Origin of the sequence: Winogradskyella sp. (assembly GCF_013213835.1) — a bacterium.
Taxonomy (GTDB): domain Bacteria; phylum Bacteroidota; class Bacteroidia; order Flavobacteriales; family Flavobacteriaceae; genus Winogradskyella.
The window spans coordinates 198,915-222,580 of the sequence record NZ_JABSSU010000005.1; the positions used below are offsets into that span (position 1 = coordinate 198,915).

The 23,666-nt window shown below is 34.2% G+C and carries 22 protein-coding genes and 1 tRNA gene; 8 read left to right on the forward strand and 15 right to left on the reverse strand.

Annotated features, from left to right (window positions below):
• Positions 1-3 precede the first annotated feature (3 nt).
• The 8 genes from HRU50_RS09370 to HRU50_RS09405 all read left to right on the forward strand — a co-directional run bounded on the left by HRU50_RS09370 (position 4) and on the right by HRU50_RS09405 (position 6,484).
• Positions 4-606 (forward strand): hypothetical protein, encoded by a 603-nt coding sequence (locus tag HRU50_RS09370; protein ID WP_296350538.1) that lies wholly within the window; start codon positions 4-6, stop codon positions 604-606.
• A 102-nt stretch (positions 607-708) separates the two neighbouring features.
• On the forward strand, positions 709-1,278 hold the full coding sequence (locus HRU50_RS09375; protein WP_296350540.1) for a hypothetical protein: 570 nt from the start codon (positions 709-711) through the stop codon (positions 1,276-1,278).
• Between the two features lie 96 nt (positions 1,279-1,374).
• The gene (locus tag HRU50_RS09380; RefSeq protein WP_296350542.1) at positions 1,375-1,965 is read left to right on the forward strand and encodes a hypothetical protein; all 591 of its coding nucleotides are present in this window, start codon (positions 1,375-1,377) and stop codon (positions 1,963-1,965) included.
• A gap of 25 nt (positions 1,966-1,990) precedes the next feature.
• A complete protein-coding gene (locus HRU50_RS09385) occupies positions 1,991-2,689 on the forward strand; it encodes a DUF4386 domain-containing protein (RefSeq protein WP_296350544.1) in 699 nt (232 codons plus the stop codon).
• A 40-nt stretch (positions 2,690-2,729) separates the two neighbouring features.
• Positions 2,730-3,677, forward strand: coding sequence for a hypothetical protein (locus HRU50_RS09390; protein WP_296350546.1), 948 nt, complete (start codon positions 2,730-2,732; stop codon positions 3,675-3,677).
• 83 nt (positions 3,678-3,760) lie between these two features.
• Positions 3,761-4,702: an NAD(P)-dependent alcohol dehydrogenase gene (locus tag HRU50_RS09395; RefSeq protein WP_296350548.1), complete on the forward strand. Its 942-nt coding sequence runs from the start codon at positions 3,761-3,763 to the stop codon at positions 4,700-4,702.
• 216 nt (positions 4,703-4,918) lie between these two features.
• On the forward strand, positions 4,919-5,542 hold the full coding sequence (locus HRU50_RS09400; RefSeq protein WP_296350550.1) for a CatB-related O-acetyltransferase: 624 nt from the start codon (positions 4,919-4,921) through the stop codon (positions 5,540-5,542).
• Between the two features lie 93 nt (positions 5,543-5,635).
• Positions 5,636-6,484 (forward strand): alpha/beta hydrolase, encoded by an 849-nt coding sequence (locus HRU50_RS09405; RefSeq protein WP_296350552.1) that lies wholly within the window; start codon positions 5,636-5,638, stop codon positions 6,482-6,484.
• A gap of 613 nt (positions 6,485-7,097) precedes the next feature.
• Here HRU50_RS09405 and HRU50_RS09410 read toward each other — a convergent pair.
• From HRU50_RS09410 to mraZ, 15 genes are all read right to left on the reverse strand, one after another.
• Positions 7,098-7,171, reverse strand: a tRNA-Arg gene (locus tag HRU50_RS09410).
• Between the two features lie 7 nt (positions 7,172-7,178).
• A complete protein-coding gene (locus tag HRU50_RS09415; RefSeq protein WP_296350554.1) occupies positions 7,179-7,631 on the reverse strand; it encodes a GatB/YqeY domain-containing protein in 453 nt (150 codons plus the stop codon).
• A gap of 136 nt (positions 7,632-7,767) precedes the next feature.
• Positions 7,768-9,711 carry a cell division protein FtsZ gene (ftsZ, locus tag HRU50_RS09420; protein ID WP_296350556.1) on the reverse strand — a complete coding sequence of 648 codons (1,944 nt, stop codon included), beginning with the start codon at positions 9,709-9,711 and terminating at the stop codon, positions 7,768-7,770.
• Between the two features lie 52 nt (positions 9,712-9,763).
• The gene (gene ftsA / locus HRU50_RS09425) at positions 9,764-11,086 is read right to left on the reverse strand and encodes a cell division protein FtsA (RefSeq protein ID WP_296350558.1); all 1,323 of its coding nucleotides are present in this window, start codon (positions 11,084-11,086) and stop codon (positions 9,764-9,766) included.
• 3 nt (positions 11,087-11,089) lie between these two features.
• Positions 11,090-11,809 carry a cell division protein FtsQ/DivIB gene (locus HRU50_RS09430; protein ID WP_296350560.1) on the reverse strand — a complete coding sequence of 240 codons (720 nt, stop codon included), beginning with the start codon at positions 11,807-11,809 and terminating at the stop codon, positions 11,090-11,092.
• Entirely contained in the window at positions 11,799-13,151 is a 1,353-nt protein-coding gene (murC, locus tag HRU50_RS09435; RefSeq protein ID WP_296350562.1) for a UDP-N-acetylmuramate--L-alanine ligase, read from the reverse strand. Before murC ends, HRU50_RS09430 begins: the two co-directional genes overlap by 11 nt.
• Positions 13,151-14,254 carry an undecaprenyldiphospho-muramoylpentapeptide beta-N-acetylglucosaminyltransferase gene (murG, locus tag HRU50_RS09440; protein WP_296350564.1) on the reverse strand — a complete coding sequence of 368 codons (1,104 nt, stop codon included), beginning with the start codon at positions 14,252-14,254 and terminating at the stop codon, positions 13,151-13,153. The genes murC and murG overlap by 1 nt, the downstream gene beginning before the upstream one ends.
• 44 nt (positions 14,255-14,298) lie before the next feature.
• Positions 14,299-15,492: an FtsW/RodA/SpoVE family cell cycle protein gene (locus tag HRU50_RS09445; protein ID WP_296350566.1), complete on the reverse strand. Its 1,194-nt coding sequence runs from the start codon at positions 15,490-15,492 to the stop codon at positions 14,299-14,301.
• 81 nt (positions 15,493-15,573) lie between these two features.
• Positions 15,574-16,905: a UDP-N-acetylmuramoyl-L-alanine--D-glutamate ligase gene (gene murD / locus HRU50_RS09450; RefSeq protein WP_296350567.1), complete on the reverse strand. Its 1,332-nt coding sequence runs from the start codon at positions 16,903-16,905 to the stop codon at positions 15,574-15,576.
• Positions 16,905-18,146, reverse strand: coding sequence for a phospho-N-acetylmuramoyl-pentapeptide-transferase (gene mraY, locus HRU50_RS09455; protein ID WP_296350569.1), 1,242 nt, complete (start codon positions 18,144-18,146; stop codon positions 16,905-16,907). Before mraY ends, murD begins: the two co-directional genes overlap by 1 nt.
• Complete coding sequence (locus tag HRU50_RS09460; protein ID WP_296350571.1) at positions 18,147-19,610, reverse strand: UDP-N-acetylmuramoyl-L-alanyl-D-glutamate--2,6-diaminopimelate ligase; 1,464 nt, start codon at positions 19,608-19,610, stop codon at positions 18,147-18,149.
• Positions 19,607-21,568, reverse strand: coding sequence for a penicillin-binding protein (locus HRU50_RS09465; RefSeq protein WP_296350883.1), 1,962 nt, complete (start codon positions 21,566-21,568; stop codon positions 19,607-19,609). Before HRU50_RS09465 ends, HRU50_RS09460 begins: the two co-directional genes overlap by 4 nt.
• A 57-nt stretch (positions 21,569-21,625) precedes the next feature.
• Positions 21,626-21,946: an FtsL-like putative cell division protein gene (locus tag HRU50_RS09470; protein ID WP_296350574.1), complete on the reverse strand. Its 321-nt coding sequence runs from the start codon at positions 21,944-21,946 to the stop codon at positions 21,626-21,628.
• Positions 21,943-22,839 (reverse strand): 16S rRNA (cytosine(1402)-N(4))-methyltransferase RsmH, encoded by an 897-nt coding sequence (rsmH, locus tag HRU50_RS09475; RefSeq protein ID WP_296350885.1) that lies wholly within the window; start codon positions 22,837-22,839, stop codon positions 21,943-21,945. The genes HRU50_RS09470 and rsmH overlap by 4 nt, the downstream gene beginning before the upstream one ends.
• Entirely contained in the window at positions 22,826-23,293 is a 468-nt protein-coding gene (gene mraZ / locus HRU50_RS09480) for a division/cell wall cluster transcriptional repressor MraZ (protein ID WP_296350576.1), read from the reverse strand. Before mraZ ends, rsmH begins: the two co-directional genes overlap by 14 nt.
• Between the last annotated feature and the right edge of the window lie 373 nt (positions 23,294-23,666).

Genomic DNA, 23,666 nt, shown 5'->3' on the forward strand with positions numbered 1-23,666 from the left:
AAAATGAAAACAATCAAAACTCAAATTTTATTAAGAACAGCTTGCGTCCTATTTACATTACTATCTGGTATAACAAACGCCCAAGACTCAGAAACAGCAAAATCAACAGAGCGTAGTGGTTTTATCTTTGAATTTACCATTGGAGGTGGGCTCATAAGTCTAGAAGATAGTGCAGGTATTCAAACTTTTGATACATCTCAAGGCACATTTGTATTTCCAGATTTAAAATTTGGTTATATGATAAATGAAAGACTTGCCGTTACTGCATCCATACCAGGAAACATCTATGAATTTCAAGATAATGATAGACACTTTGGTGGTTTTATCCCTTCTGTGCAGTATTGGGTAAAAGACCGTTGGTGGATACATGGTGGTATTGGCTTAGCAATAGACGCACCTGCATTGTATGATATTAAAGATGATGTCAATGACGATTGGAATTTTGGATGTGCAGTAATGGCAAGTACAGGTTATGAAATTTACAAAAAGAACAACTTTGCCCTTAATGTGCAGTCAAAATTGGTATTAGGTCGTTCATCTTTAGACGGTGACGTGCATAGAGATGCACTAATCTTTAATGTAGGATTAGGATTAAGTTGGCTATAAATGTCATGCAAATCAGATAAATACAGCAATATCAAGTTCAATTCATATGTATTAAAATCATGTTTGAAATATTATTGATAACGCTACCATACAAATATTACGATGAAAAAAATTTTATGTACTTTAATGTTATGTGGACTAACATTAATCGTTAAATCTCAAAATGCGAGTGTTGAAAAATCTACATTCGGAATTCAAACCGGAGTTTTAGGAATGTGGGCATACAATGAAGTAAGACTCTCAAATACCATCGCACTGCGAACAGAGCTTGGTTTTGATTTTGGTATTTGGGAAACTACTTTTTATGATGATTATGACGCACCATTTCTATTAACACCAGTTATCGTCGTTGAGCCTAGATTCTATCACAACCTAAAAAAACGTTCAAACAACTCAAAGCGAATTGATGGTAATAGTGGCAATTTTATTGCTCTAAAAATGAGCTATCATCCAGATTGGTTTGTCTTGTTCAATACAGATAATGCCCCTATTGTAAGTGATTTTTCTATTATCCCAACGTATGGAATTAGAAGAAATCTAGGTAAACACTTTAATTATGAAGCCGGACTAGGAGCTGGGTTTAGTCACACCTTTGCTGAACGCGCTGGTTATGATAAAAACAAAAGTGAAATAGAATTAAATATGCACTTACGCATAGGGTATAGATTTTAATGTAAATAGAAATCAAATTATCCATTATAAAACTAGCTTATCAAAGGATAAATTATCTATGATTATTTATCCTTTTGAGCATTTAATTGAGAAAAAATGAACCGATTGGTAAAATTTATTGAAAAGAATAGTTCAGGAAAAAAAGTTTTAGGACTTTTTATCTTGACCAATTGTATTTATGCATTTATGCTGACTGTTACGATTCCTAAAACCATGACATACTCTAATGATATGCAATTATTAGATATGATGCCTACAGGATATAATTTAAAATATGTCAATGAATTATTTACTGAACTTGGTGCAAATGGACGTTCAACCTATCTCACCAACCAAATACCGGTTGATATGGTTTACCCACTGCTATTCGGAATTTCTTACTGTTTGCTTTTGGGATATTTCTTAAAAAAAATGAATAAATTAAATACCCAATATAGGTATCTCTGCCTATTACCGATAATCGCCGGTATTGCAGATTATTTGGAAAATATCGGAATTATAGCAATGTTAAAAAACTATCCTGAATTGACAGAGGTTGCTGTAAAAACGACTAGTTTCTTTTCTCTAATAAAAAGTATTTCAACAAGCGTTTTTTTTATAGTCTTGATAATAATGCTGATTACACTTGCAATTAAATTTATGAAAAGGAATAAAACAAGTGCTAACAATGTAAATAGTCAGAACTGATATAAAACAATAAAATTAAATATCTATGATTGTAAATACAGAACAGAAAAATTTAATTAAAACCGCTAGAATAACTGGCGTATGGTATTTAATGATGGCCATTACAGGAATTCTAGGATTTATGGTCTTTCATTCTCAAATATTTGTGTCTGGTAATCCTGAACAAACACTGGCAAGTTTAGTAGCATTAGAAGCCACAGCAAGAATTAGGTTGCTATTAGAGTTTGCTATTGTAATATCACAAGCACTTACCGCTGTTTGGTTTTACAAACTATTTAAAGATAGTTATGAATGGGAAGCTTGGACTTTAGCAATATGGGGAATGGTAAATGCTTTAGCCATTATGATAAGTGCAATTGCAATCGCCTCAGCAATAGGTATTGCAAATTCTGATATCAATGCTATGGAAGACAAAGTTTTACTAATTCAGGTTCTTCAAAATATAATTTCAAATGCGTGGGGTATTGGTGGGCTATTTTTCGGGTTATGGCTATTTCCTATGGGATATATAGTCATCAAATCTAAAAGACTACCTGTCTGGTTAGGAAGAGTTATTATTGTAGGTGGTATAGGCTATCTAATTTCTACAGTTATAAGCTACGCTGGAATTGATTTTAGTTTGAATAAATTTCTAATGCTACCTGCAACCATTGGTGAATTTTGGATGATTGGTTATTTGCTAATTTTTGGAATAAGACCTAATTATGGAATAAAATTAAATTAAAACGGCACACAAGACCGTTAACAACATTAAAACGAAAATTATGAACTATAAGCTTTTTTTATTAATCATAGCACTCTTTATAACGCATACATCTTTTACTCAAAAAATTGAACTAAATAGCGGTTCAGGTTTTTTTAAAATCAACGGAATTGGCAAACATCAAAATGATTCAATTACCATTTTTTATCATAAACCAATAAATTTCACCCAAAGTTCAAAGATTTTAATTGTTGTTCCTGGTGCTGGCAGAAATGGAGACAGTTATCGAGATTCTTGGATAAAAACATCCGAAAAACATAGTGTTCTTATTTTATCACCATCTTATCCAGAAAAAGATTATAATTATGGAGATTATCATCTTGGAGGAGTTGTTAAAGACTTGGATTTATCAAAAGGAGTTTCATTCAAAAAAGGTACAAATCAAGTTCACATTGATGAAGATGTAATTGAATATACTATTGAAACAAACAACGCGAATTGGATTTTTAATGATTTTGATAGAATTTTTGAAATAGTCAAAAACTCAACAAATTCAAATCAAAAAAAATACGATATGTTTGGTCATTCTGCTGGAGGACAAATACTACATAGATTTGTTTTATTTCAACCAAATTCTAAAGCTGACAGAATACTAGCATCAAATGCTGGGACATATACGCTTCCTGATTTTGAAACGTCCTACCCATTTGGAATAGAAAATCTTAATATTCCGAAGAAGCAATTAAAGAGGTCGTTCAATAAAAAACTTGTGCTATTCCTTGGCGAACTTGATAACATTTTGGAAACTAGAGGTAGAATGTTACGATCTAAAACTGCAGATAAACAAGGAACAAGTCGCATTGAAAGAGGTAAAAACTTCTACTCCTTTAGCAAAGAATTAACTAAAACATCAGAAATGACATTTAATTGGGAACTAAAAATAGTGCCCAATGTAGGACATGATCAAAAAAAGATGGCAAAGGCTGCTGCAAAATATTTATATGAATAATCAACATAAAAATCTTATTCCAATTTTTAAGAAATAATATTTAAAACAATGATTAACTAGAATTTATCAGTAACAAATGAATTATGAAAGCAATAGTCTGTCTAAAATATGGTAAAGCAGAAAACTTAGTTCTGCAAAATGTTAAAAAACCTAAACCAAAAGATAATGAAGTACTTATAAAGATAATCGCTACATCAGTTACTGCTAGTGATGTTCTAATTCGCAAATTGGATGAACCTTTAATTCCAAAACTAATTCTTCAACTTATGTTTGGTTTTGGACGTCCAAGGAATCCGATTCTTGGAATGGTAACATCTGGAATTATAGAAGATAAGGGTAAAGATGTTACAAAATTTGAAATTGGTGATGAAGTTTTTGCCTATGGCTCTGTCTCCTCTACCAAACATCGTTTTGGTTCATATGCAGAATATATTTGTTTACCTGAAGCTTGGAATTTGGCACTCAAACCCGAAAATCTCAGTTTTGAAGAAACTGCTGCAATTCCTTATGGTGGATTACTAGCGAGTCATTTAATAAAAAAAACAAGTATAACAAAAGGTGACAAAGTTTTAATTTATGGAGCTTCAGGAAGCATAGGTACTATAGCCATACAATTAGCAAAGAATTTGGGTGCTCACATTACTAGTGTTTGTAGTAGTAGAAACTTCGAATTAGTAAAATCTTTAGGTAGTGATGTAATTATAGACTACACCTTAGAAAATTCTGAAAAACAATTAGAAACTTATAAATACGTTATTGATGCTGTAGGCAATTCAAAATCATCAACATTAAAAGAGAAGAGTAAAAAAGCGCTGACTTTAAATGGAAAATATATTTCTATAGATGATGGAATTCCTTTAACTCCAAAAGAAGCTTTTATTAATTTAAAAACTTTAGCAGAACAAGAAAAAATTAAACCAGTTATTGATAAAATTTATTCTTTAGAACAAATGGTTGAGGCTCACGAGTATGTTGAAACAGGACGTAAAAGAGGAAATGTCGTCATAGAAATAAACACCTTTTAAAAATGAAATACTATCTAAGAAACTAAAAGCCTTGGCCTGTTCTTGATTCAGAAAATATAGATAAGCGCACAACTGTAATTGGGATAGATTACATTGCCATGTTCCTTGCGAATAGATACAATTTAGAATGGAACCAAAAAAACAAATTAAAAGAACAAAAAAATTTGTTTTCGCAAAGCAAAATATAAAAAGTACTGATTAAAAAACACCAATCTTATGAATGGACCAGATAAACATAAAAAATTCCCACTTCAAAACTACGATAGACTTTGTTTCTTAAAAAACATTGTAAAGCATCCTAATATCATTGTGGGTGATTACACCTACTATGACGATTTTGAAAATGTAGAAAACTTTGAAAACAACGTAAAATACCATTTTGACTTTGTTGGTGATAAATTGATCATTGGGAAATTCTGTATGATTGCTTCAGACGTCAAATTTATTATGAATGGAGCTAATCATTTAACAGATGCATTATCAACGTATCCTTTTGCAGTTTTTGGAAATGGTTGGGAACATGCAATGGATGAGAAATCATATCCACATAAAGGCGATATTACTATTGGTAATGATGTTTGGATTGGTTACAATGCCACAATTATGGCCGGAGTAACGATTGGAGATGGTGCAATAATCGCCACAAATTCTACCGTTATTAAAGATGTTGAACCTTATACTATTGTTGGTGGAAATCCTGCGAAAGCCATTAAAAAACGGTTTGACAGTAGTACTATTTCAAAACTCTTAGACTTAAAGTGGTGGGATTGGGAAATTGAAAAAATTACGAAACACCTGCAGGACTTAACTGATAATAACATTGAGAAATTGTTAAAATAATTCTCAATGTTTCGGTTAAATGTAACATTTTATGTTCTGTCGCATCTAAATTACAGTGATATGAACTAATTAAACCCATCAAATAAACTTTATATGTTTTTTAAAACACAAGAAGGAAAACATAAAATTTTAGAACTGTACCATAAAAAGCTACAAGAACTAAACATTGATTATTCTGAAAAACTAATAAAAACAACCTTTGGTGTCACCAATATTATTGTAACTGGAGACGCAAAAAACCCTCCATTATTCTTAATTCATGGTACTGGTGGTTGCGCACCACAGATCTTGGAATCTTTTCCTAAACTATCGCAAAAATATAGGGTTTATGCTATTGATGTTTTAGCACAACCAAATAAAAGTGCCGAGCAGAAATTGGATATGAAGACTTTAGATTATGGTAAATGGGTGATAGAACTCGTGAAATACCTTAAGTTACAAGAAGTGACTCTAGTTGGGTTTTCATTTGGAGGTTTAATTAGTCTAAAGACTTTAGAATATAATGAAAGTTACATTAAAGAAGTGTTTCTTATAGCACCAGTGTATTTGGTAAATGGAAATCCATTCAAAAACTTATTTCAAATCTTTATTCCTTTGAAAAGCTTTATAAAAACAGGGAAACATGAAAAAATCAAAAAAATACTCAATACCTTGTTCTCAGAATATGATGATTTTGCGTTGCATTTTATGTCAGCAACCTTTCAACATTGCAATATGGATTTTTCGCCATTACCAGTGTTAAAGAAAAAAAGTGCTCAAAACATTAAATCACCTATCACCATTTTTGCATGTGAGGATGACATTATGTTTCCAGGCAGAAAGATGGTTAAAAAAGCTAAAACTCTATTTAATTCACCTCTAGAATTGATACTTTTAGAGAATTCTAAACATGTTCCTGGTAGAATTCACCTCGATTTGATTCAATCTAGAATTTTAAAATAGTATAGATATCTTTCTATCAGAATCAAAATTTCAAGAAGCTTATAACTATTTCAGTTCATTAAATCGTCTCTAGGATTGCTGTGCATCCTTATTAATCCGCCTTGAAAATACTTCAAACAAAAAAATGCTCAAGCTGACACAATCTTAAACGCCTTTTAGTAATTCATCAAAGCGTCTCTAGGATTGCTGCGCATCCTTTTTGATCCGCTTTGAAAATACTTCAAATAAAAAATGCTCAAGCAAGCCTACACAATTTTAAATCCCTTTTAGTAATTCATCAAATCGTCTCAAGGATTGCTACGCATCCTTTATGATCCGCTTTGAAAATACTTCAAACAAAAAAATGCTCAAGCAAGCCTACACAATTTTAAATCCCTTTTAGTAATTCATCAAATCGTCTCAAGGATTGCTACGCATCCTTTATGATCCGCTTTGAAAATACTTCAAACAAAAAAATGCTCAAGCAAGCCTACACAATTTTAAATCCCTTTTAGTAATTCATCAAATCGTCTCAAGGATTGCTACGCATCCTTTATGATCCGCTTTGAAAATACTTCAAACAAAAAAATGCTCAAGCAAGCTTGGCATTTTTTCTTTTTGAAGTATTTATTCGTGACCACGGTAGGATTCAAACCTACGACCGCTGGAGCCGAAATCCAGTGCTCTATTCAGCTGAGCTACGTGGCCAATTATATTAAGCCATTAATTTAGCCTTTACAATAGTAGAAATAGTTTTACCATCTGCCTGACCTGCCAATTCTTTAGAGACAATACCCATAACTTTACCCATATCTTTCATGCCTTCAGCACCAACTTTATCAATGGTCATTACAACAACTTTTTCAATCTCTTCCTCACTAAGCGCTTCTGGTAAAAACTGACTAATAACCTTAGCTTGCTCCAACTCTGGTTGTGCCAAATCTTCTCTCTTCTGTTCTAAAAAAATAGCAGCACTGTCTTTACGCTGCTTCACCATTTTAGATAGAATTTTAATTTCCTGTTCTTCCGTTAATTCTTCATCTGATGACGATGCTGTCTTTACCAACAAGATTTCAGCCTTAACTGCTCTTAACGCCGCCAATGCAGTTTGATTTTTTTCTTTCATAGCAGTCTTCATTGCTGCCATGATCTCAGATTGTAAACTCATTATCACTACAAATTTAAAGGATACGAATATACTAAAAACTATACGTTACCACTTGTTCTTAAGCTAATAAAAAAAACCCAGAAAGTTGAGGGATTTATCTTTCTGGGCTCGACTATGTTGAGTTAAAGCTAACTTTTTAATCTACATTATCGTGCAAGAAGGAATTATTACTACGCAACTGAATATCATCATTATCATCTGTACCAACAGACATTCTTGATGCATTAGTTTCCGAAGATGAATGCTGAGCATCCTCTAAATTTACTCCTTGCCTTTTATATGCAGGTTCTTTTTCTATATCGTCAATCTTCGCTGTATTAAATTTATAATTAAAGTCTTTCATGTGCTTTCTTCGTTCGTCTGCACGTGCTTTAATCAGCTCAGAAATTGGACTATTAATAGGGTCTATTTCTTCTTCTACAACCGGTTTTGTCTCCTCAACAGGCATTACTTTCTTTTCGAATACTATCTCTTCCTTAACTTCTGTTTCTTTTGTTTTAGCTTCGGTATTGATTGATGAACCGTAGGTTTCAAAATCATCTAAAACATAACGCTTCTCACCTTCTTCGTTTACTTCTGTTACTGAAATAATCTCAATTGGTTCATTAACTTCGATATCTTTGACATCGTCATCTAAGCTAAAGAAAATCGTTTCTTCACCTGTTTCTGGTTCTTCAATTTTCTCAGGCTCTACATTAGATAATGGTAAATCAAATGTAAGTGTAATCTGCTCTTCTTGAATTGGTTCTATGTCTTCAACCTTATTTTCTATCGGCGTAATGATAAAGTCTTCAGTCGTATCTTCAGTAGGAATTTTAGCATCTAAAACTTCCTCGTATACCACATTAATATTTCTAATCGCTTCTGTTGTGGCAATTAAATCTGTTTGGTTACTAGTAGTTATCTCAAACTCATCTTCAATATCGTCTGTTAAGACGTGCTTCACAATAGGAGCTTCTTTCTTTTCTTCTAAAACGATATCTGGCGTAATAATAGCCGGCTCTCTTTCTTGAGTACTTATTTCTTCAATGATCTCTTCCTCTTCTAATGCATGAATGACTTTCTTGGCTTCTGTATTAGATATCTCATTTTGCTGATCAATATCAAATCCTGTAGCTATAATGGTCACAGAAATAGATTCTTGAAGTGATTCATCTTCACCAACACCCATAATTATATTTGCTCCATGACCTGCTTCATTTTGAATGTGGTCATTGATTTCACCGATTTCATCAATAGTGATTTCTTGAGAACCTGAAACTATTAACAATAGTACATTCTTAGCTCCTGTAATCTTATTATCATTTAGCAATGGTGAATCCAAAGCCTTCATAATCGCCTCTTGAGCTCTTGTCTGTCCTGAAGCCGTTGCAGAACCCATAATTGCTGTTCCACTATTACTTAATACCGTTTTAGCATCACGTAAATCGATGTTTTGCGTATAGTGATGTGTAATAACCTCAGCAATACCTCTAGATGCTGTTGATAATACTTCATCAGCTTTAGAGAATCCGGCCTTAAATCCTAAGTTACCGTATACTTCTCGAAGCTTATTGTTATTAATTACAATTAACGAATCTACATGCTGACGTAATCTTTCGATACCTTTTTGTGCTTGCTCATTACGCATCTTTCCTTCAAACTGAAAAGGCATCGTTACAATACCAACAGTAAGAATATCTAATTCCTTAGACATTTTAGCGATTACAGGTGCAGCACCAGTACCTGTTCCGCCACCCATTCCTGCAGTGATAAACACCATCTTTGTATTGGTGTCTAACATTCTGCGGATATCTTCAAGACTTTCAACAGCAGCTTGCTCACCAACATCTGGGTTAGCACCAGCACCTAAACCTTCAGTAAGATTAACACCTAACTGAATTTTATTTGGTACACCACTGTTATGAAGTGCTTGCGCATCTGTATTACAGATCACAAAATCAACTCCTTTTATGCCTTGCTGAAACATATGATTAATGGCGTTGCTTCCACCTCCACCAACACCAATTACCTTGATGACATTAGATTGATGCTTAGGTAAATCAAATGAAATGCTTTCGAAATCGTTATTATTACTCATACTCTCTAAGATTATATGATTTTTATATTTTTTAGTTTAGTTTCTTATTAGTTTATTCTGCGTTATCCAAAAAATCTTTAACGCGTTCTGTTAGTTTATCTAAAAACGAACGTCTTTCCTTCGGTTGTTCAGGCACCACTTCAGGCTCTGCTTCTGTAACCTCAGGTGTTTCTAATTCATTTTCGATCTCTTGCTCTTCTGCAACCTTACGTTCTTGTCGTTTTAGTCCGTCCATCACTAGTCCTACTGCTGTTGCATACAAGGGACTGGCAATATCTTCATCACTATCTCCAGCCAAATGCTCATTTGGATAGCCTATTCTGGTATCCATTCCTGTGATATATTCTACCAATTGCTTTAAATGTTTCAACTGGCTTCCACCACCAGTTAAGACAATACCACCAATGAGCTTTTTCTTTTGCTCTTCGTGACCATAATTTTTTATCTCTACATACACTTGTTCAATAATTTCCACAACTCTTGCATGAATAATCTTTGACAAGTTTTTTAATGTAATCTCTTTTGGCTCTCTACCTCTTAACCCAGGAATAGATACGATTTCGTTATCCTTATTTTCACCTGGCCAAGCTGAACCAAACTTTATTTTCAACAGTTCCGCTTGCTTTTCAATAATAGAGCAACCTTCTTTGATATCTTCTGTAATGACATTTCCACCAAAAGGAATTACCGCTGTATGTCTAATGATTCCATCCTTAAAAACCGCTAAATCTGTCGTTCCACCACCAATATCAATTAAGGCTACGCCAGCTTCTTTTTCTTCTTGACTTAATACCGCATTTGCAGATGCTAATGGCTCAAGCGTAATGCCTTCTAATTGTAACCCAGAACTTTTTACACATCTACCAATATTTCTTATCGATGACACTTGTCCTACAACAACATGAAAATTAGCTTCAAGTCGTCCACCATACATTCCTATTGGTTCTTTAATTTCAGCCTGACCATCCACTTTAAATTCTTGTGGTAGCACATGGATAATTTCTTCACCTGGAAGCATCACTAACTTATGGACCTGATTGATTAAACGGTCTATATCAGAATCTTCAATGACAACTTCTGAGTTTGATCTCGTGATATAATCACTGTGTTGTAAGCTTCTAATATGTTGACCAGCAATACCAACTGTAACCTCTTCTATCTTTTCTGATGCAGCAGCTTCAGCTTCTTGCACCGCTTGCTGAATTGACTGAATGGTTTGGGTAATATTATTAACTACTCCGCGATGTACACCCAAACTTTTGGATTTCCCTACACCAAGTATTTCTACTTTACCGTACTCATTCTTACGACCAATCATGGCCACAATTTTTGTGGTTCCTATATCTAAACCTACCGAAATGTTATGTTTGTCCATAGTCTATGCTTTGGTGCAAATTACTTGTTTGTCAAACTTTAGGTTGACACGTTTATACTTATCTAAAATTTTATCTTTTAAAGCCTTTTGATAAAAAGCCTTGAAATTATTTATCTTTTTTTCGAGCTGTTTTAATGTTCCTAAATGCACAGTAAAATCACTCTTTCTAATCTTGAAATCAATAGTTTTATCACTATTCTGGTGGATTTCAATGACGTATTTTTTCAAGAATTCATCTTCATCAACAGCTTTAGCGAATTGATAAACTGTCTCAAGGTCATTTTTCTTAATATTACCAGTAACTAATGGAACTCTTGCAGCATAGTTAGTTGACAGAGGCATAAACTGACCTTCATCATCAATGTAATATGATGCATTGGTATTCACCCGCGCAATAGGTCGTTTTTGTTCAATTTCTGCCGAAAGCTCACCGTTTACTGACATAAACACTTCTGCTTTCTTTATCATTGGATTAGATTTTAGGGCAATCTCTAATTCATTCAAATCTATAATATCTTTAGGCTGGTCTGAAACGGGCTGTTGATTTTGTATTAACAATTTACTAACAGTAGCTTCAGTTATAAATAATTTGTTCTCACCCTGAAATTCGATGTTTGGCTCACTGACTTTTCGTGTTCGATTCCGGTGGTTTGAAAAGGCATATAAAAACCCTACAAACAGCACTAAAACAATGATTTTTAAGTAGTTATAATTAACCTTCATTTGAAAAAGCAGCTTTAATGTATTTCACTTCTTCCCCTATATCTCCAGCACCCAAAGTGAGCACTATATCTGCATCTGATTTTTTAATTGATTGGATGATTTCAGATTTTAAAATCAACTTTTTATTTAGATTTTCAACCTTATTTAAAAGCCAGTTAGACGTCACTCCTTCGATTGGTAATTCCCGTGCTGGATAGATATCTAAAAGCAATACTTCATCAAAATTTGAAAGACTTTCCGCAAACTCATCTACAAAATCTTTTGTTCTACTAAATAAATGTGGTTGAAATATCACCAATACACTTTTGTTTGGATACATTTCACGTACTGCAGCATGCACTGCATTGATTTCTGTTGGATGATGCGCGTAATCATCTATATAGACAAAATCCTTTGTTTTGATTTGATAAGTAAATCGTCTTTTAACTCCTCTGTAAGCGTCTAGTCCAGTTTTCAAATCAGGAATATCACAACCATATTCGATTGCCATTGCTAGCCCGATTACTGCATTAGATAAATTATGTCGTCCAGGTAAATGAAATGTAAACGCTTCAAAAATGTTTTGAGGTGTCTTTAAATCGAAAATATACGCACCATTTTCTATGCGAACATTCTGAGCTTCATAATCTGAATTATCCTCAACCCCATAGGTTATGCCTTCTAACGACAATCCGTTTTTTACAAAAAGCTTACCATTTGGTTTTATACACTCTGAAAACTCCTTAAAGGATTTATGAAGTTCTGAAGCATCACCATAAATATCTAAATGGTCAGCATCCATAGACGTAATACACGCTATATCTGGTGCTAATGTTAAAAACGAACGGTCAAATTCATCAGCTTCAACCACTGTGGTTTCTGTGCCATTAAGGATTAGGTTAGAATTGTAATTTTCACTGATTCCACCTAAAAATGCCGTTACCGGCGCATTGCATTCATTAAGTAAATGCCCTAAAATACTCGTTGTTGTTGTTTTACCATGAGTGCCTGCAACTGCTAAACATTGAGTTTGCTTTGTAATTTCTCCAAGCGCGACAGACCGCTTAACTACATTAAAGCCATTAGCTTTAAAATACTGAAACTCCGAATGACTGTTTGGTATTGCTGGTGTGTACACTACCAATGTCTGCTCTGGATTTAAAAACTTTGAATCCACTAAAGCAATATCATCTTCAAAATGAACTTGTACACCTAAGTCTTCCAAAGCTTTTGTTATTTCAGTTGATGTTTTGTCATAACCACCAACTTGTTTACCATAAGCCACAAAATAACGCGCTAAGGCACTCATTCCTATGCCACCAATGCCAATAAAATAAACGTTATTTACAGACTTAAAATTCATTATTTGGTTAAAAGCTTTTCAACTTCATCTACGATATCATTAGTTGCATTGATCAATGCCAATGCTTCAATATTTTTACTTAAAGTTTTTCGTTTTTCTTCGTTAGAAATCAATTCAGAAAACATATTCTGAAATTCAGTATCTAAATCTTTTTCTCTTACTAAAATTGCGGCTTCTTTATCTGCAATAGCTTGAGCATTCTTTGTTTGATGGTCTTCTGCAACATTTGGCGATGGAATAAAAATGGTTGGTTTACCGACAATACAAAGCTCTGATACCGAAATGGCGCCAGCTCTAGAGATGATAATATCTGCCGCCGCATAAGCCATATCCATATTATTCAAAAATGCATGTACTTGCACGTGGTTTAATTCATTATGATGCTTGTATTGGTCATAATATAGTTTGCCACATTGCCATACCAATTGCACATTATTATCTTCAAAAAACTGAAGATTAGTCTCAATAAGTTCATTTATTCTTCTTGCTCCTAAACTTCCACCTAAAACTAGAAGCGTATGCTTACTGTGTATTAAAGTAAATGCATCTTTACCTTCAATTTCTTTCCCCTTCACCTTTAATAAGTCCTGCCTAATCGGATTGCCAGTTAATTTCAGTTTTTCTTTTGGGAAGAATCGTTCCAAACCTTCATAAGCCACACAAACTGTATTCACTTTTTTACTTAATAGTTTATTCGTAATTCCTGGATATGAATTTTGTTCTTGAATTAAACTAGGAATACCCTTTGAAATAGCAACTTTCAACAAAGGTCCACTCGCAAAACCGCCAGTACCGATAGCAACATTTGGTTTAAAGTTGTTTATTATTTTTCGAGATTTAAGCAAGCTTGATATTAACTTAAAAGGAAACATCAGATTCTTTAATGTAAGTCTACGCTGAATTCCAGAAATCCAAAGTCCTTTAATTTTATAACCTGCTTGAGGCACTTTATCCATTTCCATACGATCTGAAGCTCCTACAAACAAAAATTCAGCATCTGGATAACGAGATTTCAACTCATCAGCAATAGCAACCGCAGGATAAATATGACCTCCTGTTCCACCTCCGGACAATATGAATTTATATTTTGATTTACGACTCATCTTTTCTCAACTTCGACAGCGCTCAGTTTGACATTCTAATTCAGTTAAATAGCTTCACTTAAAATATCTAAAGGATTTTCTTCTTCTGATTCTTCTTTACTTTTTATCTCTTGGCGCTTAACACTTACACTTAATATGATTCCGATTGCCAAACAAGTCATCCATATGGATGTTCCACCACTACTTATTAAAGGCAAGGTTTGTCCTGTAACTGGAAACAATTCTACCGCCACTGCCATATTTATCAATGCTTGAAAAACGATTGGCAAACCAACGGCTAAGACTAATAATTTCCCAAAAATGGTGTCTGACTTTTGAGAGACAATAACAATCCTAAACAACAACCAAGAATACATTACCAACAGAAAAACACCACCAAATAAACCATACTCTTCAATAATGATAGCAAAAATGAAATCAGAAGATGATTGTGGCAAAAAGTTCTTCTGAACACTTTTACCTGGCCCAAGCGGTTTTAATCCTGTTGCAATAGCAATTTTTGCTTTTTCAATTTGATAATCTGCCTCAGTATCTTCACCATTTGAGAAATTTTCTATTCTGCTCATCCAAGTATCCACACGGTTTGGCATTTGCTCTGGGAACGCTTTTGCTACCAAAATGAACATAGCTAAAGCCGCAACTCCAGCACCGATAACCAGTAATAAATACTTCACCGGATAACCACCAATAAACGTGATCATCACAACCATAGAAAAAATAATTGCTGTTGTAGAAAAGTTAGCAGGTAGAATTAATATCAGAATAAAAAACACTGGCATCCATAACGGTATAATAGTCTCCTTAAAACTGACATTTTTATCTCTAATTTTAGACAAGTACCTTGCTACATATACCATGAGTACAACAGCCGCTAAAGTGGATGTTTGAAATGACATATTAACCACCGGAATTTTAATCCAGCGACTAGCATTGGCTCCTTCAATCGTGGTTCCTTGTAACATTGTAACCAACAACAATACAATAACAATAGGAACCATTATCATCGATAGACCTCTGAAATATTTGTAAGGTATTTTATGTATACCAAACATAATCCCAAACCCCAACGCCAAATGCATAAAATGCTTTAAAAAGAATGAAAACGTATTACTTGTTCCGCTAATATTGGCCAAATTACTAGCAGCACTATACACAGGTAAAAAGGAAAAAATAGCCAACAATGTTGCTATAGCCCAAATGGCTCTATCACCTTTTATTTGCGAAAACATGTTATTCATTTCTTTATTTATTTGATGACTGAGTTACTCAAAGTCATCCTTTTCCAATGAAGCTTCAAGAACCTCAGCCTCCATATTTAATTACAGATTTCGAACAGCATTTTTAAATTGACGACCTCTATCTTCATAGTTTTCAAACAAGTCGCAACTTGCACATGCCGGAGACAATAACACGTTATCACCTGCTTCGGCCACCTTATATGCAATCTTTACAGCTTCCTCTATATATTGCGTTTCTACGATTATATCAACCATATTTCCGAAGGCATCGAGCAACTTGGCATTATCAACACCAAGGCATATAATGGCTTTAACCTTTTCATTAATAAAAGGATATAGCTCAGTATAGTCATTACCTTTATCTACTCCTCCAACAATCCAAACTGTTGGCGCATCCATGCTTTCTAATGCAAAATAAGTTGCATTAACATTGGTTGCTTTAGAGTCATTAATGTATTGCACTTTATTAATTTTCAATACATGTTCTAAGCGGTGCTCTACGCCTTGAAAATTTTCTAAACTCTCTCTAATCGTCTGCTTTCTTATTTTAAGCAAATGTGCCACTGTAGAGGCAGCCATGGCATTTTTCACGTTATGTTTGCCTTGTAATCTTAAGTTTGCTGTTGGCATAATTATTTTATTATTATCTATCGTTATTATTATGTTATTGTTATCTAAATAAGCGCCTTCTTCCACAACTTGAGTTATTGAAAAAGGTAATTTTTTGGATTGAATTGAATTGTTTTGAAGCCAGTTTGAAATCACTTCATCATCTGCATCATATATGAAATAATCCTCGTTAGATTGATTCTCAACAATCCTAAATTTTGAAATGATGTAATTCTCAAACTTATAATCATATCGATCTAAATGATCTGGTGTAATATTGGTTAGTACTGCAATTTTCGGCTGAAAGCTACTGATGTCATCCAATTGAAAACTACTTACCTCAAGCACATAATTTTCATGGTTTTCTTCTAGAATTTGTTTTGCAAAACTGTCACCAATATTACCAGCTAAACCCACATTTAATTCTTGCTTTAACAAGTGATGCGTTAACGTTGCTGTTGTGGTTTTACCATTACTACCAGTTATAGCCACCAAAGTGGCATCTGTATAATTTGAAGCAAACTCAATTTCAGAAACTATTGTAATTCCCGCAGTTCTTATTTTTTGGATCAAAGCCACTTTATCTGGAATCCCAGGACTTTTCATGATGAGATCTGCATTCAGAATGTTTAATTCTGTATGCTGCTCATCTTCAAATTCAATCTCATTATTTAAAAGAACGTCTCTATAATTTTCTTTAATTTTTCCCTTATCGGAGACAAACACATCATATCCTTTTTCCTTTGCTAAAAGTGCGGTACCAACTCCACTTACTCCTCCTCCCAATATGACTAATCTTTTCATTATCTAATCTTCAATGTCACAATAGAAAGGATGGCTAGCAGTATACTAACAATCCAAAATCGTGTTACAATTTTACTTTCATGATATCCTGATTTTTGATAATGATGATGCAACGGAGACATCTTAAAAATTCTCCGACCTTCACCATACTTTTTCTTGGTGTATTTGAAATAACTCACCTGCATCATCACAGATAAATTTTCAGCTAAAAAGATGCCACATAATAATGGAATCAACCATTCCTTTCTTACAGCTATACCAATTACAGCAATGATTCCTCCAATAGTTAAACTTCCAGTATCTCCCATAAAAACCGAAGCCGGATATGCATTATACCACAGGAACCCAACAAGAGCACCGACAAAAGCTGCGATATAGATGGTGATTTCTTCTACTTGTGGTATGTACATGATGTTGAGATACTTTGAGAAGATGATATTACCCGAAACCCAGGCAAAAATACCTAAGGTAAGTACTACAACTGCTGAAGTTCCTGCAGCTAAACCATCGATTCCATCTGTTAAATTGGCCCCATTAGAGACCGCTGTAACAATGACTATGGTGAGCAAAACAAAAATGATCCAAGCATATTTTTCTAATTCTGGACTAATCCATGTAATGAGATCTGAATAATCAAACTCGTTATTTTTTACAAATGGAATGGTGGTCTTGGTAGACTTCTTTGCTTCATCAAATAATTTTGCTTCAGGAATATTAGAGTTTTCTGCAAGTAATTCTTGTTGCACTTGTAAAGGCAATTCTTCTTTGATGGTAACATCTCCATGAAAATACAAGGTTAACCCAACAATAAGTCCTAAACCAACTTGGCCCAAAACCTTAAATCTTCCTTTTAGACCTTCTTTATCGTTTTTAAACTTTTTAATATAATCGTCTAAAAACCCAATCACTCCCATCCAGAGTGTTGTAATAATCAACAGAATAATATAGATGTTTTCTAGCTTAGCAATCAACAACACCGGGATCAATGTTGCTAGTATAATAATGATTCCTCCCATGGTCGGTGTCCCAGCTTTTTGAGCTTGTCCTTCTAAACCAAGATCTCTAATAGTTTCCCCAACCTGTTTTCTTCTTAAGAATTCAATGATACGTTTACCATAAATCGTTGATATCAACAAAGACAAAATTATTGCTAGAGCGGCTCTAAAGGTTAAGAACCCAAATAGCGAAGCCCCAGGAAACTGAAATTGTTGTTCGAGATATTCAAATAAGTAATATAACATCTACTTCTGTAATTGTTTTAAAAGTTCATTTACGGTTTTATAGTCATCAAAATCGAAACGCTCACCATTAATTTCTTGATATGTTTCGTGTCCCTTACCTGCAATAAGAATAATGTCTTTAGACTCTGCCATTTGACACGCTGTTTTTATAGCCTGCTTTCTATCTGTTATGGACAAGGTCTTTTTGAAATTTTGAGGCTCAACACCTTCTTCCATTTCCTGAATAATAGTTTCAGGATTTTCACTTCGTGGATTGTCACTTGTAAAAATCACCTTCGTACTTAGTGCTGAAGCAATATGCGCCATCTTTGGCCGCTTAGTTTTATCTCTATCACCACCACAACCCACGACAGTTATCAATTGCTCATTATTAGTACGGATATTATTTATAGTTTGAAGTACATTCTTTAACGCATCTGGTGTATGCGCATAATCTACAATCGCAGTTATTTTATTTTCTGAAATGAGATATTGGAAACGACCTGAAACATTTTCAAGCTCACTAATAAGTCTTAAAATTTCTTCTTTTTCTAGTCCTAAAAGCTCAGCAGCACCATAAATAGCAAGAATATTATAAGCATTGAAACTCCCAATTAACCTTGTCCATAATTCATTGTCATTTACCTTTAATAGCAAGCCACTAAATTCATTTTCTAAAATCTGTGCTCTATAGTCTGCATAGTTCTTCAAGGCATAGGTGTACTTTCTTGCCTGGGTATTCTGAAGCATTACTAAACCATTCTTGTCATCAATATTTGATAATACAAATGCCTCTTTTGGTAATACATCAAAAAACGATTTTTTAACATCTCGATATTCCGCAAACGAACTGTGATAATCTAAATGATCGTGCGATAGATTAGTGAAAATTCCACCTTCAAACTTTAAGCCTTCTATTCTACTTTGATGAATACCATGTGAGCTCGCTTCCATAAAACAAAACTCAACTCCTTCATCATTCATTAATTTTAGGTAGTAGTTTATACTCAATGAATCTGGTGTAGTGTGCGTCGCTTTATATTCAGTTTCACCAACCATAATTTTCACTGTAGACAACAAGCCAACTTTGTAACCTGCGTTTTTAAACAATTCATATAACAAGCTTGTTACGGTTGTTTTACCATTAGTACCCGTAACACCTACCAATCTCAAATTTTGTGATGGATGCTCATAGTAATTTGCAGCCATAAAAGCTAGCGCCTCATTAGAATTCGCTACTTCTACATAGGTTACTCCTTCTTGTAAATTTTCAGGAAGTGTTTCACAAACAATGGTGTTTGCCCCTTTTTCTATAGCTTTCTCTATAAAATCATGTCCATTTGAGACAGCACCAGTTATAGCAACAAATACATCTTCTTGAGTTACCTTACGAGAGTCAAACTCAATTTTCTTTATGAATATACTCGTACTACCAACGACAGCATTTATAGTCACCTTATACAATATGTCCTTTAATACTTTCATGAGGCTTCTAAGACAATTGTTTGGTTAGCTTTCAATTTTTGATGCTTACTTATAGATTGAGATTTTACGGTTCCACTACCTTTAAGTTTCACCCTAACATCTACTTGTAAATTTTCTAACAGCGCAATAGCATCCATAGCTGGCATACCAACGACACTCGGCATTAACTCTTTGTACTTATTTGCATAATCAAAATAAGCATCATAATCTGCATCGACATTATTATTATCAAAAACGAGACCTTCAACCTCATCAATTACAGGTGTATCTGTATAAATCTTTTGTGCTATTCTTTTAAAAACTGGTCCAGAAACATCAGCACCATAATACCCAACTTTTGTACTTGGCTTATGAATTACTACAATACAAGAATATTTAGGGTTATCTGCCGGAAAGTAACCTGCAAATGATGAAATGTATTTTTTATCTTCTTTCCATTCTTCATAGTTAGCATAATCCGTTCTGGCAGTCCCGGTTTTACCAGCCATTGAAAATGTTTCTGAATACATACGCTGACCTGTACCACGAATCACAATATTCTTCAGCATATCCTTTACTTCACCTAAAGTCTCATCCGAACAAATCTTATCCACTAACACTTCCTTCTCAAACACCTCAATATCCTTGTCAAAGGACTTCACTGACCTTATAAATCGAGGCTTTATCAACTCACCATCATTAGCAATTGCATTATAAAAAGCCAAGGTTTGCAAAGGCGTCATTGTTAAGTTATAGCCATAAGCCATTGATGGTAGTGCGTTTCTACTCCAGTTTACGGCACCTGGCCTAGGAATATCTGGCTTTCCTTCACCTATTATAGAAACACCTAGCGGTTGGTCTAATCTCCATTTACTTAAGCGATCTAAAAACTTTTCAGGTTTCTTGGAATAATGATCATCAACAATGGTAGCTAAACCAATATTTGAGGATACTTCTAAAGCTCTAGCTGCAGAAATTTTACCATAACCACCACGATGGGAATCACTAATAGTTCTTCCATAAAAATATTTCGTTCCTTTCTTAGTATCAACTACTGTAGACGTGTCTATTACCTTATCCTCTAATGCGGCCATTATGGCCATGACTTTAAACGTAGAACCAGGCTCATGACTTTCACCAACAGCATAGTTTAACTTTTCGTAATATGTTTCTTTTGAAGTTCTTGCAAGATTAGAAATTGCTCTAATTTCACCAGTTCTAACATCCATAACAACTACACAACCATGCTCAGCCTCATATTTCTCTAGCTGACCTAACAAGGAATGGTGTGCAATATCTTGAACATTAACATCTATTGTAGTGTACACATCATAACCATCTTGTGGTTCAACCTGATCAAAATCTGCAATAGGCTTCCATTGTCCATTACCTATTTTCTGCTTTAGACGCTTTCCTTTTTTGCCTTGCAAGTATTTTTCACCGAACGCACCATCAATACCTACTCTTGTCGCATAATTATTTTCATCAATGCGCTCGTAACCAATAGACCTAGCCGCTATTTCTCCCATTGGATGTTCGCGTCTTGTGGTTTGCTCCACAATCAAACCACCTTTAATAGCACCAAGATTTAACAATGGAAAACTGCGCATTCTTAAATAGTCAGAATAGCTGATATTTCTGGCTAATAAGAAGTATCTATTTCTGTTTTTACGTGCTTTCCTTAATATATTTTTATAGTAAGATTTAGGCTTGCCTTTATACAGAGACAATGAATCAGCCAAGGCATCAAGGTGTTTTTCAAAAGTTGCTTTTTTTGCCTGTATAGCATCAATCCTAATATCATATTTAGGAATTGAAGTTGCTAATAAACTTCCGTCTGCAGAATATACATTCCCACGATTGGGTTCAATATCAAAATCCCTAACAGTACGTTTCTCTGCTAACTCGCGATACTGATCACCTTGCACAAACTGAATACTACACAGTTTAAAAACCACTGCAAGCACAAAGACAAACATGCAACCTGCCACAAAGTACAATCTGTTTAATATGTTAGTTTCGGTTGTTGCCAAGCTCTATTTTTCCTGTGTTTTAATTCTGATTTTCGTTGGCGGCACTTCAGAAATATATATTTCCTTTTCTGCCACTTTATTTATTATTGTGGATTCCATCTTCAGACGCATCAACTTTGAACGACCATCCACAAAAGCAGATCTTAATTCTTTAACTTCATTGGTTAAACGCGCGATTTCATGCACTTTTTCATCAGCCTTATGAGAACTTGCAATCATTATAATCGCCAGAAACGAAACAAAAATGATGATACGCCAATTTTTAAACGAATCATCACTGATTAGAAACTTCCCTCTTAATATGCTGTAGATGCTTTTCTTCATATTTTTTCAGCAATTCTCAACTTTGCGCTTCTCGCTCTATTATTATCTTTTATTTCAGCTTCGGTTGGCACAATCAAGCCTCCTACTTTTCTTAACGGTACCTCAAAATTTCCGAACATATCGCGCTCTGGTTCACCTTCAAACAATCCGTTTCTTATAAATCGTTTTACTAACCTATCTTCTAATGAGTGATATGAAATAAAACTGAGTCTACCACCTACTTTAAGAACCTCTGGCATCTGCTGTAACAACTCTTTTAATACTTCAATTTCTTGATTCACTTCAATTCTTATCGCCTGATAAATCTGAGCTAAAACTTTATTTTCACGCTTATGATTTAAAAAACGCTTTAAAACCAATTTCAATTGTTGACCCGTCTCAATAGGCGCTATTTTACGTTCCGAAACTATAACTCTCGCCATGGCAGGCGCTTGCCTTAATTCTCCATACTGCAATAGCACCGAGCGTAACTGCTCCTCTTCATATTCATTAATTACCTCAAAGGCAGAAAGTTTATCATCTTGATTCATTCTCATATCTAACCTCGCATCAAAACGTGTTGAAAATCCGCGCTCAGCAACATCAAACTGATGAGAAGACACACCAAAATCAGCTAAAACGCCGTCAACTTCCTTAACACCATAGAATCTTAAGAACCTTTTTATATATCTGAAATTCTCATTGATGAGCACAAAACGACTATCATCTATTTTGTTAGCTAAAGCATCTTTATCTTGATCAAAAGCAAACAATTTACCTTGCTCACCAAGTCTAGACAAAATCTCTCTGCTATGACCTCCACCGCCGAATGTTACATCTACATAAACACCATCTGGCTTTATATTTAAACCATCTACGGTTTCCTTAAGCAGCACTGCATTATGATAATCCATCATCTTCGTCTTGTCCCATTACCTCTTCAGCCAAATCGGCAAAGTCTAAAGCCGCATCATCAATTGCCTGCTCATACCTGTCTTTATCCCATATTTCAATAATATTGACCGCGGAAGCCAAAACAACCTCTTTGCTTATACCAGAAAAGCCCATTAAATCTTTTGGAATCAACAATCTACCCGCATTATCTACTTCAACCACCTTCACACCAGCCGTAAAACGTCTAATAAAATCGTTGTTTTTCTTCTTGAAGCGATTGAGCTTATTCACCTTAGTCATTAAAACATTCCATTCTTCCATGGGATATAACTCTAGACAAGGCTGAAATACTGCTCGTTTTAAAACAAAACCATTCTGCAAAGCAGCTGACAACTGCTTTTTTAACGCTGCAGGAATCATCAATCTTCCTTTAGAATCAGCTTTACATTCATATGTTCCTATAAATGAATTCAATGGAGTGGTTTTAGTAGCTAAACGATTTAAATCCAAAGATATTGAAAAAATTACCACATTTTACCACTAACTCCCACTTTTGTTGATAAGTTTTAAAGTCACAAGAACCCAACATATCTCAACCACTATATTTTACTGCTTTTACGAAGTGTTAATTGTAGTGGTAATTATTAACAGAGTGATGTCTTCTGAAGAAAAAAGAAAAAAATGAAACTATATGATCCGACTTGATTTAAAAAAGATTTAACCTTATATGCTCGAAGCAAACAAAATTTTAATTTAGAGGTTATAAAAACTAGTTTTACTCGAGGAATCAATTCGTGAGTTCAAATATTTTTTTCATTTATATGTATTGAGATTTATAAATAAAAAA

Coding starts and splice junctions, on each gene's coding strand:
- HRU50_RS09370 (WP_296350538.1), top strand. CDS start 4: ATGAAAACAATCAAAACTCAAATTTTATTAAGAACAGCTTGCGTCCTA.
- HRU50_RS09375 (WP_296350540.1), top strand. CDS start 709: ATGAAAAAAATTTTATGTACTTTAATGTTATGTGGACTAACATTAATC.
- HRU50_RS09380 (WP_296350542.1), top strand. CDS start 1,375: ATGAACCGATTGGTAAAATTTATTGAAAAGAATAGTTCAGGAAAAAAA.
- HRU50_RS09385 (WP_296350544.1), top strand. CDS start 1,991: ATGATTGTAAATACAGAACAGAAAAATTTAATTAAAACCGCTAGAATA.
- HRU50_RS09390 (WP_296350546.1), top strand. CDS start 2,730: ATGAACTATAAGCTTTTTTTATTAATCATAGCACTCTTTATAACGCAT.
- HRU50_RS09395 (WP_296350548.1), top strand. CDS start 3,761: ATGAAAGCAATAGTCTGTCTAAAATATGGTAAAGCAGAAAACTTAGTT.
- HRU50_RS09400 (WP_296350550.1), top strand. CDS start 4,919: ATGAATGGACCAGATAAACATAAAAAATTCCCACTTCAAAACTACGAT.
- HRU50_RS09405 (WP_296350552.1), top strand. CDS start 5,636: ATGTTTTTTAAAACACAAGAAGGAAAACATAAAATTTTAGAACTGTAC.
- HRU50_RS09415 (WP_296350554.1), bottom strand. CDS start 7,631: ATGAGTTTACAATCTGAGATCATGGCAGCAATGAAGACTGCTATGAAA.
- ftsZ (WP_296350556.1), bottom strand. CDS start 9,711: ATGAGTAATAATAACGATTTCGAAAGCATTTCATTTGATTTACCTAAG.
- ftsA (WP_296350558.1), bottom strand. CDS start 11,086: ATGGACAAACATAACATTTCGGTAGGTTTAGATATAGGAACCACAAAA.
- HRU50_RS09430 (WP_296350560.1), bottom strand. CDS start 11,809: ATGAAGGTTAATTATAACTACTTAAAAATCATTGTTTTAGTGCTGTTT.
- murC (WP_296350562.1), bottom strand. CDS start 13,151: ATGAATTTTAAGTCTGTAAATAACGTTTATTTTATTGGCATTGGTGGC.
- murG (WP_296350564.1), bottom strand. CDS start 14,254: ATGAGTCGTAAATCAAAATATAAATTCATATTGTCCGGAGGTGGAACA.
- HRU50_RS09445 (WP_296350566.1), bottom strand. CDS start 15,492: ATGAATAACATGTTTTCGCAAATAAAAGGTGATAGAGCCATTTGGGCT.
- murD (WP_296350567.1), bottom strand. CDS start 16,905: ATGAAAAGATTAGTCATATTGGGAGGAGGAGTAAGTGGAGTTGGTACC.
- mraY (WP_296350569.1), bottom strand. CDS start 18,146: ATGTTATATTACTTATTTGAATATCTCGAACAACAATTTCAGTTTCCT.
- HRU50_RS09460 (WP_296350571.1), bottom strand. CDS start 19,610: ATGAAAGTATTAAAGGACATATTGTATAAGGTGACTATAAATGCTGTC.
- HRU50_RS09465 (WP_296350883.1), bottom strand. CDS start 21,568: ATGTTTGTCTTTGTGCTTGCAGTGGTTTTTAAACTGTGTAGTATTCAG.
- HRU50_RS09470 (WP_296350574.1), bottom strand. CDS start 21,946: ATGAAGAAAAGCATCTACAGCATATTAAGAGGGAAGTTTCTAATCAGT.
- rsmH (WP_296350885.1), bottom strand. CDS start 22,839: ATGGATTATCATAATGCAGTGCTGCTTAAGGAAACCGTAGATGGTTTA.